The sequence below is a fragment of the Cupriavidus sp. H18C1 genome, from assembly GCF_049311595.1.
Classification (GTDB): domain Bacteria; phylum Pseudomonadota; class Gammaproteobacteria; order Burkholderiales; family Burkholderiaceae; genus Cupriavidus; species Cupriavidus cauae.
The window spans coordinates 1,358,306-1,371,915 of sequence record NZ_CP186008.1; the positions used below are offsets into that span (position 1 = coordinate 1,358,306).

10 protein-coding genes, 1 other RNA gene and 4 pseudogenes are annotated in these 13,610 nt (G+C 65.5%); 2 read left to right on the forward strand and 13 right to left on the reverse strand.

Features of this window, described 5'->3' with window-relative positions; all coding sequences use genetic code 11:
- Positions 1-35: 35 nt before the first annotated feature.
- The 3 genes from OJJOAM_RS06435 to rplM all read right to left on the reverse strand — a co-directional run bounded on the left by OJJOAM_RS06435 (position 36) and on the right by rplM (position 1,549).
- A complete protein-coding gene (locus OJJOAM_RS06435; RefSeq protein ID WP_422649257.1) occupies positions 36-476 on the reverse strand; it encodes a bactofilin family protein in 441 nt (146 codons plus the stop codon).
- A 239-nt stretch (positions 477-715) separates the two neighbouring features.
- Positions 716-1,108: a 30S ribosomal protein S9 gene (gene rpsI / locus OJJOAM_RS06440; protein ID WP_006576929.1), complete on the reverse strand. Its 393-nt coding sequence runs from the start codon at positions 1,106-1,108 to the stop codon at positions 716-718.
- 12 nt (positions 1,109-1,120) lie between these two features.
- Positions 1,121-1,549 carry a 50S ribosomal protein L13 gene (gene rplM / locus OJJOAM_RS06445; protein WP_006576930.1) on the reverse strand — a complete coding sequence of 143 codons (429 nt, stop codon included), beginning with the start codon at positions 1,547-1,549 and terminating at the stop codon, positions 1,121-1,123.
- Between the two features lie 732 nt (positions 1,550-2,281).
- On the opposite strand from rplM, the pseudogene OJJOAM_RS06450 reads away from it, so the two are divergent.
- Positions 2,282-2,705 (forward strand): annotated as a pseudogene (locus tag OJJOAM_RS06450) (OsmC family protein).
- Positions 2,706-2,779: 74 nt separating this feature from the next.
- Here OJJOAM_RS06450 and rnpB read toward each other — a convergent pair.
- From rnpB to OJJOAM_RS06475, 5 genes and pseudogenes are all read right to left on the reverse strand, one after another.
- An RNA gene (rnpB, locus tag OJJOAM_RS06455) (RNase P RNA component class A) lies at positions 2,780-3,124 on the reverse strand.
- Between the two features lie 139 nt (positions 3,125-3,263).
- A pseudogene (locus OJJOAM_RS06460) lies at positions 3,264-4,094 on the reverse strand (DUF3025 domain-containing protein); the annotation flags it as partial.
- Between the two features lie 39 nt (positions 4,095-4,133).
- Positions 4,134-5,178 (reverse strand): annotated as a pseudogene (gene pyrC / locus OJJOAM_RS06465) (dihydroorotase).
- 80 nt (positions 5,179-5,258) lie between these two features.
- The gene (locus OJJOAM_RS06470; protein ID WP_422649517.1) at positions 5,259-6,548 is read right to left on the reverse strand and encodes a glycerate kinase type-2 family protein; all 1,290 of its coding nucleotides are present in this window, start codon (positions 6,546-6,548) and stop codon (positions 5,259-5,261) included.
- A gap of 20 nt (positions 6,549-6,568) precedes the next feature.
- A pseudogene (locus tag OJJOAM_RS06475) lies at positions 6,569-7,643 on the reverse strand (tartrate dehydrogenase).
- A gap of 254 nt (positions 7,644-7,897) precedes the next feature.
- Between OJJOAM_RS06475 and OJJOAM_RS06480 the strand changes: the two are divergent.
- The gene (locus OJJOAM_RS06480; RefSeq protein WP_149317664.1) at positions 7,898-8,728 is read left to right on the forward strand and encodes a class II glutamine amidotransferase; all 831 of its coding nucleotides are present in this window, start codon (positions 7,898-7,900) and stop codon (positions 8,726-8,728) included.
- 62 nt (positions 8,729-8,790) lie between these two features.
- Here OJJOAM_RS06480 and OJJOAM_RS06485 read toward each other — a convergent pair whose 3' ends face one another.
- The 5 genes from OJJOAM_RS06485 to OJJOAM_RS06505 form a co-directional block, all read right to left on the reverse strand.
- Positions 8,791-9,525: an amino acid ABC transporter ATP-binding protein gene (locus OJJOAM_RS06485; protein ID WP_422649258.1), complete on the reverse strand. Its 735-nt coding sequence runs from the start codon at positions 9,523-9,525 to the stop codon at positions 8,791-8,793.
- Positions 9,522-10,205: a glutamate/aspartate ABC transporter permease GltK gene (gltK, locus tag OJJOAM_RS06490; RefSeq protein WP_149317662.1), complete on the reverse strand. Its 684-nt coding sequence runs from the start codon at positions 10,203-10,205 to the stop codon at positions 9,522-9,524. Before gltK ends, OJJOAM_RS06485 begins: the two co-directional genes overlap by 4 nt.
- Before the next feature lie 10 nt (positions 10,206-10,215).
- Complete coding sequence (locus OJJOAM_RS06495) at positions 10,216-10,944, reverse strand: amino acid ABC transporter permease (protein ID WP_053821098.1); 729 nt, start codon at positions 10,942-10,944, stop codon at positions 10,216-10,218.
- A 76-nt stretch (positions 10,945-11,020) separates the two neighbouring features.
- Entirely contained in the window at positions 11,021-11,920 is a 900-nt protein-coding gene (locus OJJOAM_RS06500) for a glutamate/aspartate ABC transporter substrate-binding protein (protein WP_422649259.1), read from the reverse strand.
- 271 nt (positions 11,921-12,191) lie between these two features.
- Complete coding sequence (locus OJJOAM_RS06505; protein WP_149317660.1) at positions 12,192-13,496, reverse strand: Glu/Leu/Phe/Val family dehydrogenase; 1,305 nt, start codon at positions 13,494-13,496, stop codon at positions 12,192-12,194.
- Positions 13,497-13,610 lie beyond the last annotated feature (114 nt).

The window sequence follows — 13,610 nt, forward strand, 5'->3', positions numbered from 1 at the left end:
CGTGCCGATCCCCCCATCGATTCAAGGGGCATGGTTCACGCGCATTTCCGGGCGCGCGGCCTCAGGCGCTTTCTTCGCTGCCTGCGGCCAGTTTCCAAGTTGGGCAACTGCTTGGGCTCGGTGTTCCCGAGCGGAACCAGACGGCCCTCGACAATCGCGCCCTGGTGCATTTCCAGAGCCGCGTAATGCACTTCGCCCTGCACACGGGCCTGCGGCTGCAGTTCCAGCAGCTCGGCCGCATGGACCGGACCGGTCACCGTGCCGTTCAGCACCAGATGGCCGACCTTGACCTCGCCCTCGACCACGCCGGTCTCGCTGACCACCAGCATGCTGGGCTGATCGGCCACGGCCAGCACGTTGCCGCGCACGCGGCCGTCGAGCCGCAGGCCGCCCGAGAAGTGGAGGTCGCCTTCGACGACGGTCTGGCGACCGATCAGGGTGTCGATCGTCAACCCTTTCTTCTTCGAAAACAGCATCGCGGCCTCACTGGGAAACTTGGGAAAGCGCCATTGTATCCATGACGATGCATTGTGCGGCCAACTGCCCGTACCACCGTGATGCGGCAACAACGCTGCTGGCAACGATGCTCCAAAGCAAAGGCGCACCAGGCAACGACGCTCCAGACAGCGACGCTACCAAAACAAAAACCGCACGACAGGCGTGCGGTTCTTGCTGGCTGCGCAATCCGGGACAGGATCCCGGCTTGCCCGGCGCATCAACGCTTCGAGAACTGCTTGCGACGACGTGCCTTGTGCAGACCGACCTTCTTGCGCTCGACTTCACGCGCATCGCGGGTGACGAAGCCGGCCTTGGACAGCGCGGACTTCAGCGTGGCGTCATAGTCGATCAGCGCGCGGGTGATGCCGTGGCGCACCGCACCGGCCTGGCCGGTTTCGCCGCCGCCGGTCACGTTGACCTTGATGTCGAAGGTCTGTGCGTGGGCGGTCAGTTCGAGCGGCTGGCGCACGATCATCAGCGAGGTTTCGCGAGCGAAGTACTCGTTGATGGGCTTGCCATTGACGACGATGTCGCCCTTGCCCGACTTGATGAAGACACGAGCCACAGCGCTCTTGCGGCGGCCAGTACCGTAGTTCCAATTTCCGATCATGGATGGCCCCCCTTAGATTTCCAGCGCCTTGGGCTGCTGCGCTTCATGCGGATGCTCGGCTTCGGCGTACACCTTCAGCTTCTTGATCATCGCATAGCCCAGCGGACCCTTCGGCAGCATGCCCTTGACAGCCTTCTCCAGGGCGCGGCCCGGGAAGCGCTGTTGCATCTTGCCAAACGTGGTTTCGTAGATACCGCCCGGGTAGCCCGAGTGGCGGTAGTACTTCTTGTCGGTTTCCTTCGTGCCGGTGACACGCAGTTTGGCCGCGTTGACGACGATGATGTAATCGCCCGTGTCGACGTGCGGAGTAAATTCCGGCTTGTGTTTGCCGCGCAGACGGCGTGCCACTTCGCTGGCGACACGGCCGAGGACTTTGTCCGTCGCGTCAATCACGAACCAGTCGCGCTTTACCTCATGAGGCTTGGCGGAAAAGGTTTTCATGATCTTTCCTGAGACTTGTAGAACCTGCCCGTAACATGACTTTCGTCGTCGGCCGGCCCTTTGGACCTGACCTTCCTGCTTGTGTGTGCAGGCTCTCCCTGAGTTCTTCTTCCGCGGGCATGACGGAAAAGCCCTCGATTATACTTGCGGTTCGCCGCCCGGCACAAGCAAACAATGCGTTTGCCGTCAAGAGATCGGGGCATGCAGTGTCTCGCGGACCGCTTTTTCCAGGAAAGGAAGCGGCGCAGGGGCGAAAAAAACCCAAGCCGCTGAGGCTTGGGTTTGAATCCACCAAAGGAGGAGGGTGGAGGAGACACTGGGAGAACAACGGGACGGGGCCGGCGGTGCGGGCTGGCGTCGGGAAACTGCCTCGGTCGCTTCGACCACCCTTCGCTTTCGCACTCTGGCGGGCCATCGGCGCGCCGTCGTTCAATGGTTGGAATTATACATGACGGCTTGTGCGATGCAAGAAAATTTGCAGTGCGAAATGGCATTTCGTAATGCAAAAAAATTGTCACGGCGACGACAGCCAGCAGAAAAGCTTAAGATTCAAGAACTTACGGGTAGGCCGAGATGTCATCAAACTGACATCTTAGAGGTTTCCCTCGGTTTTCCGCCCGTTCGAGCGGCAAAGACACCACACGGCGCAAGGAAAATTTGAGGAAAATGCAAGCGCTCGATGCACGCGCATCGCAGCATCGAAACGAAACATTGAGAGCAGGAACGAACGAAATGGAATGCAAGGTCACCTGGATGGGCAACGACGGCATGAGCTTCGTGGCGCAGACCGGCAGCGGTCACCTCGTCGCGATGGACGGTGCCCCCGGAGGGCGGCGGTCACAACCTGGCGCCGCGGCCGATGGAGATGGTGCTGCTCGGCACCGGCGGCTGCACCGCCTATGACGTGGTGCTGATCCTGAAGCGCGGACGCCACGACGTGCGCGGCTGCTCCGTCACGCTGCAGGCAGACCGGGCCGCCGAGGATCCGAAGGTGTTCACCCGCATCCACTTCAAGTTCACGGTGACCGGCCGCAACCTGAACCCGGCGACCGTCGAACGCGCGGTGCAGCTGTCGCACGACAAGTACTGCTCGGCGTCGATCATGCTGGCCAAGACGGCCGAGATCAGCCACAGCGTCGAACTGGTCGAGGTGTAAGACCGGAAAGCTTGATACTGGCGCGTCGGCGCCTTTGAGGCGTTCCCGGCGCGCCGCACCGGGAAGCGAATTCGAAGCGAAGCAGGCCGATAAGCCGGATTCTGTGCGCGACGCACGGGCCTTGCGATCCGCGCGCGCGTGACAACCATTCCTCTAGGCCGACCGTTACCGGCCGGCTCCAGCTCCCTACCCGCAGACTCGGCGGGCCGCTTCATCGTCTGCCTATTTGGGATTGCTCCGGGTGGAGGTTACCGCGTTTCACCCTTCGCACCGGGCAAAACCCGGCGCGAAGACTCGTCTCTGTGGCCCTATTCCGCACGTTGCCGTGGATGGCTGTTAGCCACCACCCTGCCCTGTGGAGTCCGGACTTTCCTCCCCTCGCCCGTTGCCGGGCGAGCAGCGGTTGTCTGTCCTGCTTCGCGGGCCGCAGTCTAGCACCTTTGGGTCGATCCCGCCGGTCGCGCCGGCCTCGCCAGTACCGCTTGCATTGCCGATACCGTGGATACCGCCGGGACCGCTGATACCGCCGGGACCACTGGGACCACTGGGACCACTGGGACCGCGGCGGCCGGGGCGGAACACCGTGGTGTCGTCGTAGAAAGCCGGATCGGCATTGGCCGGCCACCAGTGCGGAATGCCGAGCACCGGCAGCGGCGCGAAGCTGCTCCGGCCCCGCAGCCGCGCCTGCGCGAGCATCTCGGCGAGCGGCCCATCCAGCGTCTGCGCCGTGGCCGGATGCGGATCGGCGAGCGAACGGGCGATCGGCCAGGCGTGCGCCGTGATTGACTTGTAGGGTGCGACCAGTTTTTCCAGCAGCGCATGGCCGAACGGCACCACCGCGCAGCGATCAGGCCACGCGTTGCGGCCGTCGATGAACAGTTCGCGCCAGCGAAATCCTCTTAGCGCCGCCTCCAGCCGCGGCTCGGCGCAGACGAACAGCACCGCGTTCTCGTCGAACAGCGTCGCCGCGTCGCGCAACGGCCCGCGCGTGGGCTGCACGCCGTGCGCGGCGATGGCCGTGGCCTGCAGCCGGTTCAGCATCGCCTTCGTGCGCGGGAAATGCAGCCAGATCAGGCCGTTGAAAAAGTCGTGCAGGTTCTCGCGCGTCGGCACCTCGCCGTGCGCGTGGATATGGGCCTCGTAGGCGCTGCCGGGCGGCAGCGTGTGCTGCGGGACGAAGCGCAGCGGCAGACCGGCGGCATTGGTCAGCCCCTGTGCGGCGGCACAGGCATCGAGAGCCGCATGAACCGGCCGGCCCTGGCCGACCTCGGCCGCGATCGCGGCGCCCGCCCGCGCGAACGGCGCAAACCAGGGCCGGGACCAATCGACCCGGGCCAGCCGCTGCGCCAGGTCGACAGCAGGCGTGAGGCCCTGGACAGCAGGCTGCAGGCCCTCGACGGCCCGCTCAGCGCTGGGACCGCCCACCGCTCAGGCGGCCAGCGCGGCCTTCCATTGCAGCGTCTCGCCGCCCCGCAGCGGCACCAGCTCCGTCTCGCCGTACGGCAGCGCTTCGGGCAGCTGCCACGGCTCGCGCCGCAGCGTCAGCGTGCCGGTATTGCGCGGCAGGCCGTAGAAGTCGGGCCCGTGGAAACTGGCGAAGCCTTCCAGCTTGTCGAGCGCGCCGGCGGCATCGAAGGCCTCGGCATACAACTCCATCGCATGCAGCGCGGTATAGCAGCCCGCGCAGCCGCAAGGCGTGCTCCTTCAGGCCGCGCGCGTGCGGCGCACTGTCGGTGCCGAGGAAGAAGCGCGGGTTGCCCGATACCGCGGCCGCCACCAGCGCCTGGCGATGGGTCTCGCGCTTGAGCACCGGCAGGCAGTAGTAATGCGGGCGGATGCCGCCGATGAAGATCGCGTTGCGGTTGTACAGCAGGTGATGCGCGGTGATGGTCGCGCCGATCGGCCCTTCGGCCTCGCGCACGTAGTCGGCCGCGTCCTTGGTCGTGATGTGTTCGAACACGACCTTCAGCCCCGGGAAATCGCGGCGCAGCGGCGTCATCACGCGCTCGATGAAGACCGCCTCGCGATCGAACAGGTCGATCTCGCTGTCGGTGACCTCGCCGTGCACCAGCAGCGGCAGGCCGACGCGCTGCATCGCCTCCAGCGCCGCGCTGCAGCGGCGGATGTCAGTCACGCCGGCATCGCTGTTGGTGGTGGCGCCGGCCGGATACAGCTTCACCGCATGGACGAAGCCGCTCGCCTTGGCCGCGACGATTTCGTCGGCCTGCGTGTTGTCGGTCAGGTACAGCGTCATCAGCGGCTCGAACGACAGGCCGGCCGGCAGCGCGGCGAGGATGCGGGCGCGGTAGGCCTGAGCCTGCGCCACCGTGGTGACCGGCGGCTTCAGGTTCGGCATCACGATGGCGCGGGCGAACTGGCGCGCGGTATCGGGCAGCACGGCTGCGAGAGCGGCGCCGTCGCGCAGGTGCAGGTGCCAGTCGTCGGGGCGGGTGATGGTCAGGGTCTGGGTCATGACTTCGGCAAATCGAAAGCGTGGGGTTGAGCGGTCGGCAGCGGTCCGCAGCGGCGGCGGGCGGCGTGGACGATCGGCGATTACAGGATCAGGATGGCGCGGTAGTCGTTGACGTTGGTGCGGGTCGGCCCGGTCACGACCAGGTCGCCGATCGCATCGAACAGGCCCCAGGCATCGTGCGCCTCCAGCTGGCGGCGCGCCGGCATGCCGGCCGCTTCGGCGCGGGCCAGCGTGCCGGGATCGGCCAGCGCGCCGGCATTGTCCTCCGAGCCGTCGATGCCGTCGGTATCGGCGGCGATCGCATGCACGCCGGCCACGCCCTCCAGTTCGATCGCCAGCGACAGCAGGAATTCGGAGCAGCGGCCGCCGCGGGCCCGTCCGGCGCCGTCCTTGGGCAGCGTCACGGTGCATTCGCCGCCGGAGATCAGCGCCACCGGCGCGGCAAACGGCGCATTGTACGCGCGGATTTCGCGCACCAGCGCCGCGTAGACGCGCGCCACCTCGCGGGCCTCGCCCGTGACGGTGTCGCCCAGGATCACCGGGGTCACGCCGTGCGTGCGGAACACCTCGGCGGCGGCCGCCAGGCTGCCGTGCGCGGTGGCGATCATGCGGTTGTCGACGCGCGCGAACAGCGGATCGCCGGGCTTCGGCGTCTCGGCATGCTCGCCGCGCGCGCCGGCTTCCAGATAGGCCTGCACCGGGGGCGGCACGCGGGCCTCATAGCGGCGCAGGATCGCCAGCGCATCGTCGTAGGTACTCGGATCGGCAACGGTCGGACCGGAAGCGATGGCGCTGGGATCGTCGCCGGCAACGTCCGAGACGATCAGCGTGGTCACCGGCGCGCGGCTGGCCTGGGCCAGGCGCCCGCCCTGGATGCGCGACAGATGCTTGCGCACCACGTTCATCTCGGTGATCGGCGCCCCGCAGCGCAGCAGTTCCTGCGTGGTGGCGCGCAGATCGGCCATCGACACGCCCTCCGCCGGCAGCGACAGCAGGCTGGAGCCGCCGCCGGAGACCAGCACGATCAGCCGGTCCTCGGGGCCGAGCGCCTGCACGCTGGCCAGGATTTCCGCGGCGGCGCGCTCGCCGGCCTCGTCCGGTACCGGATGGCCGGCCTCGATGACGCGCACATGCTCGGTCGGCAGGCCATGCGCGTAGCGCGTGACCACCAGCCCTTCCAGTGCCACGCCGGCGCCGGCATAGGCGCGTTCGACCGCCACCGCCATCGACGCCGCGGCCTTGCCGGCGCCGACCACCAGCGTGCGGCCCTCGCGGCTCGGCGGCGGCAGGTGCGCGGCGACGATGCGCAGCGGATCCGCGGCCGCGACCGCCGCATCGAAGCTCGCGCGCAGCAGCGCGCGCGGGTCCATGCCCGGCTTGGCGGCCTCGCTCACAGCGCTTCCGCGATCGCGCGGCCGAGGTCGGCAGTGCCGGCGTTGCCGCCGATATCGCGCGTCAGCGGCGCGTGCGCGGGCCCGGCGGCCAGCACCGATTCGATCGCGCCCAGCACCGCCGCGCCGGCATCGGCATGCCCCAGGTGTTCGAGCATCATCGCCCCGCACCAGATCTGCCCGATCGGATTGGCGATGCCACGGCCGGCAATATCGGGCGCCGAGCCGTGGACCGGCTCGAACAGGCTGGGAAACGTCCGCTCCGGATTGATATTGGCCGACGGCGCGACGCCGATGGTGCCGGTACAGGCCGGCCCGAGGTCCGACAGGATGTCGCCGAACAGGTTGCTGGCCACCACCACGTCGAACCAGTCCGGATGCAGCACGAAGTTCGCGGTCAGGATGTCGATGTGGTACTTGTCGACCTTCAGGTCCGGATAGTTCGCCGCCATCGCCTCGACCCGCTCGTCCCAGTACGGCATCGTGATCGAGATGCCGTTGGACTTGGTGGCCGAGGTCAGATGCTTCTTCGGACGCTTTCTGGCCAGCTCGAAGGCGAACTTCAGGATGCGGTCCACGCCGATCCGGCTCATCACCGTTTCCTGGATCACGACCTCGCGCTCGGTGCCGGGGAACCATGCGGCCGCCGATGCTGGAATACTCGCCCTCGGTGTTCTCGCGCACCACGTAGAAGTCGATGTCGCCGGGCTTGCGGTCGGCCAGCGGGCTGCGGATGCCCGGCATCAGCCGGACCGGGCGCAGGTTCACGTACTGGTCGAAGGTGCGCCGGAACTGCAGCAGCGAGCCCCACAGCGACACATGGTCGGGCACCGTGGCCGGCCAGCCGACCGCGCCGAAATAGATCGCGTCGTAGCGCGAGAGCGTGTCGAACCAGTCGTCCGGCAGCATCTTGCCGTGGCGGGCGTAATAGTCGCAGCTGGAAAAATCGAAATGGTCCCACTGCAGGTCGATGCCGAAGCGGCGCGCGGCGGCATCCATCACGCGGACGCCTTCGGGCATCACTTCGGTGCCGATCCCGTCTCCAGGGATCACGGCAATCTTGTATTGGCTCATGGCGGAGGGCTCGATGGTGGAGGCTGGTTGAGGCGGGTTGAAGCTGGTTAAGCTCGTTGCAGCGAAGTAGCGGCTGGTGGCAGCGGATAGCGGCCGATGAAAGCGGATCGCCGGGCGATTCGGCTGCCTCTGGCGGCCACGCCGGCGGACGCGCCGACGGCCGCGGACGTGCTTGGCAGAACGCCCGGCCCGGCGGGATAATGTCGCAATTCTATTGCAATCGGCCGGCCCTCACGCCGTCCCGGTCCCACGCCATGTGCCAGCTGCTCGGCATGAACTGCGCCACGCCGACCGACGTGACGTTCTCCTTCACCGGCTTCGCCGCGCGCGGCGGCGTCACCGATCATCATGCCGACGGCTTTGGCGTGGCCTTCTTCGAGGACAAGGCCTGCCGCCTGTTCATCGACAACCAGTCGGCGGGCACCTCGCCGGTGGCCGAACTGATCAAGAACTACCCGATCAAGTCGAAGAACGTCATCTCCCATATCCGCAAGGCCACGCAGGGCACGGTGCGGCTGGAGAACTGCCATCCGTTCATGCGCGAGCTGTGGGGCCGCCACTGGATCTTCGCCCACAACGGCGACCTGAAGGGCTTCGCGCCGTTCCTGTCGGGCGTCTATCAGCCGGTCGGCGACACCGACAGCGAGCTGGCGTTCTGCGCGCTGATGCAGGGCCTGCGCAAGCGTTTCCCCGGCTCGCAGCCGCCGCTGAACGAGCTGTGCCACGCGCTGGCCGACATCACGCGCGAAATCACGCTGTACGGCGTCTTCAACTATCTGCTGAGCAATGGGCAGGCGCTGTTCGCGCACTGTTCGACGCGGCTGTATTACCTGGTGCGCCAGTGGCCGTTCTCGACCGCGCATCTGATCGATGCGGACCTGTCGATCGACTTTGCCCAGGTGACCACGCCGGAAGACCGCGTGGCGGTGATCGCCACCGCGCCGCTGACCGACGATGAAGTGTGGACGCCGTTCGCGCCGGGGGAATTGATGATGTTCGAGGCCGGGCAGCCGACGATGACGCTGACGGTGCCGATTCCGCCCGAGGTGCAGGCGCGCAACGCGGCCAATTCGGCCTGTACTTGAGGGGGAGTTGACGCCCCCTCTCCCGCAGGCGGGAGAGGGGCCGGGGAGAGGGAGCCCTCTCCTCAGTGCTGCAGGATCTTCGACAGGAACTGGCGGGCCCGCTCCGAACGCGCCTCGATATTGCCGAAGAACTCCTCCTTCGGCGTGTCCTCGACGATGTGGCCCTGGTCCATGAAGATCACGCGGTTCGCCACCTTGCGGGCAAAGCCCATTTCGTGGGTCACGCACATCATCGTCATGCCCTCGTGGGCCAGCTGCACCATCACGTCGAGCACTTCATTGACCATCTCCGGGTCCAGCGCCGAGGTAGGCTCGTCGAACAGCATGCAGATCGGATCCATCGACAGCGCGCGCGCGATCGCCACGCGCTGCTGCTGGCCGCCCGACAGCTGACCCGGAAACTTGTTGGCCTGGTTCTTCAGGCCCACGCGCTCCAGGTACTTCATGCCCTTGGCCATCGCCTCGTCGCGCGAGCGGCCCAGCACCTTGATCTGCGCGATGGTCAGATTCTCGGTGATCGACAGGTGCGGAAACAGCTCGAAGTTCTGGAACACCATGCCGACGCGCGAACGCAGCTTCGGCAGATCGGTCTTCGGTCCGCCGACCGGCGTGCCGTCGACGAAGATCTCGCCCTTCTGGAAGGGCTCGAGCGCATTGACGGTCTTGATCAGCGTGGACTTGCCCGAACCGGACGGGCCGCACACCACCACCACTTCGCCCTTGGCCACGCGGGTGGTGCAATCGGTCAGCACCTGGAAGGAGCCGTACCACTTGGAGACGTTATTGATTTCGATCATACAGCCACCTTTTTCTGGTATCGCTTGACCAGCAACGATGCGGAAAAACAGATCACGAAATAGACCAGACCCGCAAACAGCAGCATCTCGACGATGCGGCCATCGCGTTCGCCGATGCCATACGCCTGGCCGAAGAAATCGGCCAGCGCGCTGACGTAGACCAGCGAGGTATCCTGGAACAGGATGATGCCCTGCGTCAGCAGCAGCGGCACCATGTTGCGGAACGCCTGCGGCAGCACCACCAGCCGCATGGTCTGCCCATAGGTCATGCCGAGCGCCTGCGCGGCGTACATCTGGCCGCGCGACACGCTCTGGATGCCCGCGCGGATGATCTCCGAGTAATAGGCCGCCTCGAACAGCGCGAACGCGACCAGCGCGGACGTCATGCGCAGATCGGTCGCGGGCGACAAATTGAAGATCCCCTGCAGCACCTGCGGAATGATCAGGAAGAACCAGAGCAGCACCATCACCAGCGGTATCGAGCGGAACACGGTGACGTAGCCCTGCGCAAACCAGTTCAGCGGCTTGACGGAGGACAGGCGCATCATCGCGAGGATGGTGCCCCAGACGATGCCGACCACCACCGCGGTGGCGGTGATCTTGAGCGACACCATCATGCCCTCGCCGAGCACGTGCAGCGTATCGGCGTTGATCGAGGTGAAGTCGAATGAATAAGCCATCGCGTTCCCCTTACTTGCTGCCGATGAAGCCCGGCACGCGCGTGCGCTTTTCCACCCAGCGCATTCCCAGCATGACGACGATATTGATCAGCGCGTACATCAGCGTGACCGCGATGAAGGACTCGTACGGCCGCGCCGTGTAGTCGACCAGCTGGCGCCCTTGCGCCGCCAGTTCCAGCAGGCCGATCGTCGACGCCACCGCCGAGTTCTTGAAGATGTTCAGGAATTCGGAGGTCAGCGGCGGCACGATGACGCGGAACGACATCGGCAGCAGCACGTAGCGATAGGTCTGCGGCAACGTGAAGCCCATCGCCAGGCCGGCGTTGCGCTGTCCCGGCGGCAGCGAGTTGATGCCCGAGCGCACCTGTTCGCAGATCCGCGCGGCGGTAAACGTACCGAGGCAGAACATCGCGGCCAGGAATTGCTGGGTGAACGGATTCATCTGCTTGATCGATTCGCCGAACGGCAGCAATTCGGGAATGACGAAATACCAGATGAACAGCTGCACCAGCAGCGGAATATTGCGGAAGATTTCGACGTAGGTGGCCGCGATACCCGACAGGAATTTATTCGGAACCGTGCGCAATACGCCGAGAATCGAGCCGATGATCAGGGCGATCACCCACGAAGTCAGGCCGAGCGCGATGGTGACCTTCAGACCGGAAATCATCCAGTCCAGATAGGTCTCGTTCATCGCGGCTTCTTCGAGGAAAACACCCCAATGCCAGTTGTAATTCATGATGCGTCCTCAAAAAGAAACGGAAGGACATGCCTTCGCGCACGCCTTCCGTTTCACACGCGTGACTGGAGCCGAATCAGTCGAGCGCCTTGTCGTTCGGGTTCTTGATGAGTGCCTTCATGTCGTCGGACATCGGGAAGTCCAGGTTCAGGCCCTTCGGCGGCACCGGCTGGGTGAACCACTTGGCGTAGAGGTTGTTGATCTCGCCGGTCTTCATCAGATTGGCGATCACCGTGTCGGCAACCTTCTTGAACGGAGCATCGTCCTTGCGCAGCATGCAGCCGTACGATTCGCGCGACTGCGGCTTGCCGGTGACGACCCAGTCGGCCGGGTTGCGGGCCTTGGCGCGCTCGCCGTACAGCAGCGCGTCGTCCATCATGAAGGCGGCCGCGCGGCCCGACTCCAGCGTCAGGAACGACTGGCCGTGGTCCTTGGTGCTGATGATGTTCATGCCCAGCTTCTGCTGGTCGTTCATCGTGCGCAGCAGGCGCTCGGACGTGGTGCCCGCGGTGGTGACGACGTTCTTGCCCTTCAGGTCGGCCCAGTCCTTGATCCCGCTGTCCTTCTTGGTCATGAAGCGGGTGCCGATGATGAAGATGGTATTGCTGAAGGAAACCTGCTTCTGGCGGTCGAGGTTATTGGTGGTCGAGCCGCACTCGATATCGATGGTGCCGTTCTGCAGCAGCGAAATGCGGTTCTGCGAGGTGATCGGAATTTCCTTGACCTGCAGGTTCGGCAGCTTCAGCTGGTCCTTGATCGCCTCGACGATCTTGACGTTGATGTCATAGGAGTAGCCGACGGTGCGGACGCCGCCGAGGTTATAGCTGAAGGGGATCGACGATTCCCGCACGCCCAGCGTAATGACACCCGTGTCTTTGATCTTCTTCAGCGTGCCGGTCAATTGCTCGGCCGCTTGTGCGGTACCGCACAGCACGCCTGCCGCAATCATCAGCGCAGCCAGTTTGGCAACCTTCATAACATCTCCTTGACCATGAGAGAAAGGCGGGACTCTACAAGAAACGTGCCGCCGACGAAATAGTATTGCGCAAGCCGACGCTCCAATACAACGGGTATTTCCCTAGCCGCCGCTGTCCGGCAATCGGCTGCGCCACGCGGCTGTAATAAAAAAAGCGGCAGCCGGAATCTCCGGCTGCCGCCTCGCTTGTCGTCCGGACCCCGCCTTGGTGCATCGCAGCATGCCGCTTGCACTGGCGCGGGTCCGATTGCCCCGATATCGCGCTGGGCGATCAGGGATACAGGCCGCGCATTTCACGCGCCTGCAGGATACGGGTACAGGCAATGATGAACGCCGCGGTCCGCAGCGTGACCTTGTTCTCCTGCGCGACCTGCCAGATGGAGCGGAACGCCTCTTGCATGATCCGTACCAGCCGCTGGTTGATCTCCTCTTCGGTCCAGAAGAAGCTGGAGAAGTCCTGCACCCATTCGAAGTACGACACCGTGACGCCGCCCGCGTTGGCGATCACGTCCGGCGCCACCAGGATATTGCGCTCGCGCAGGATATCGTCAGCCTCCGGCGTGGTCGGGCCGTTGGCGCCCTCGATGACCATGCGGGTCTTGATGTGGGGCGCGTTGGCGGCGGTGATCTGGCCTTCCAGCGCGGCCGGGATCAGGATCTCGCTCTCGGTCTGCCAGAACTGCTCGGCGCTGATGGTCTCGGCGCGGAAGCCGTCGATGGTGCCGTTGTGGGCGACGTGTTCGATCAGCGCCGGCACGTCCAGGCCCGCCGGGTCGAACAGCGCGGTCTTGTGGTCCTGCACCGCGATGACCTTGGCGCCGGCCTCATGGAACAGCTTGGCGGCGACGCTGCCGACGTTGCCGAAGCCCTGCACGACGATGCGCGCGCCCTTGATTTCCAGGCCCAGGTTGCGCGCCGCCTCGGCGCCCACGACGAACACGCCGCGGCCGGTCGCCTCGCGGCGGCCCAGCGAGCCGCCCAGCGAGATCGGCTTGCCGGTGACCACGCCGGTCGACGTGCTGCCCTCGTTCATCGAATAGGTGTCCATCATCCACGCCATCACCTGCTCGTTGGTGTTGACGTCGGGGGCCGGGATGTCCTTGTTCGGCCCGATGATGATGTTGATCTCGCTGGTATAGCGGCGCGTCACGCGCTCGAGCTCGGCGCGCGACAGCTTGCGCGGGTCGACGCGGATGCCGCCCTTGGCGCCGCCGTACGGCACGTTGACGGCGGCGTTCTTGATCGACATCCAGGCCGACAGCGCCATCACCTCGGACAGCGTCACGTCCTGGTGGAAGCGCACGCCGCCCTTGCCCGGGCCGCGCGAGGTGTTGTGCTGGACGCGGTAGCCCTCGAAGTGGGCGATGGTGCCGTCATCCATTTCGATCGGCACGTCGACCACCAGCGCGCGCTTGGGGCGCTTGAGCGTTTCGACCCAGCGGGCCAGCGACCCCAGGTAGGGGGTCACGCGGTCGACCTGTTGCAGGTAGATGCCCCAGGGGCCGAGGTTGTCGGCGTTCAGATAGGAAGGGACGGAATGCGCGGAGGCGGTGATGATGGGCGAATCGGAAGACATCATGGAAATCCGGAGATGGAATGGCGACAAGCTTAGGGGCGCCGCCCTCGGGAAATCCAATGCCGTTTGTTCATTCGGTCATGCAGGAAATGCATAACCTTTCGCCGGGCGGCA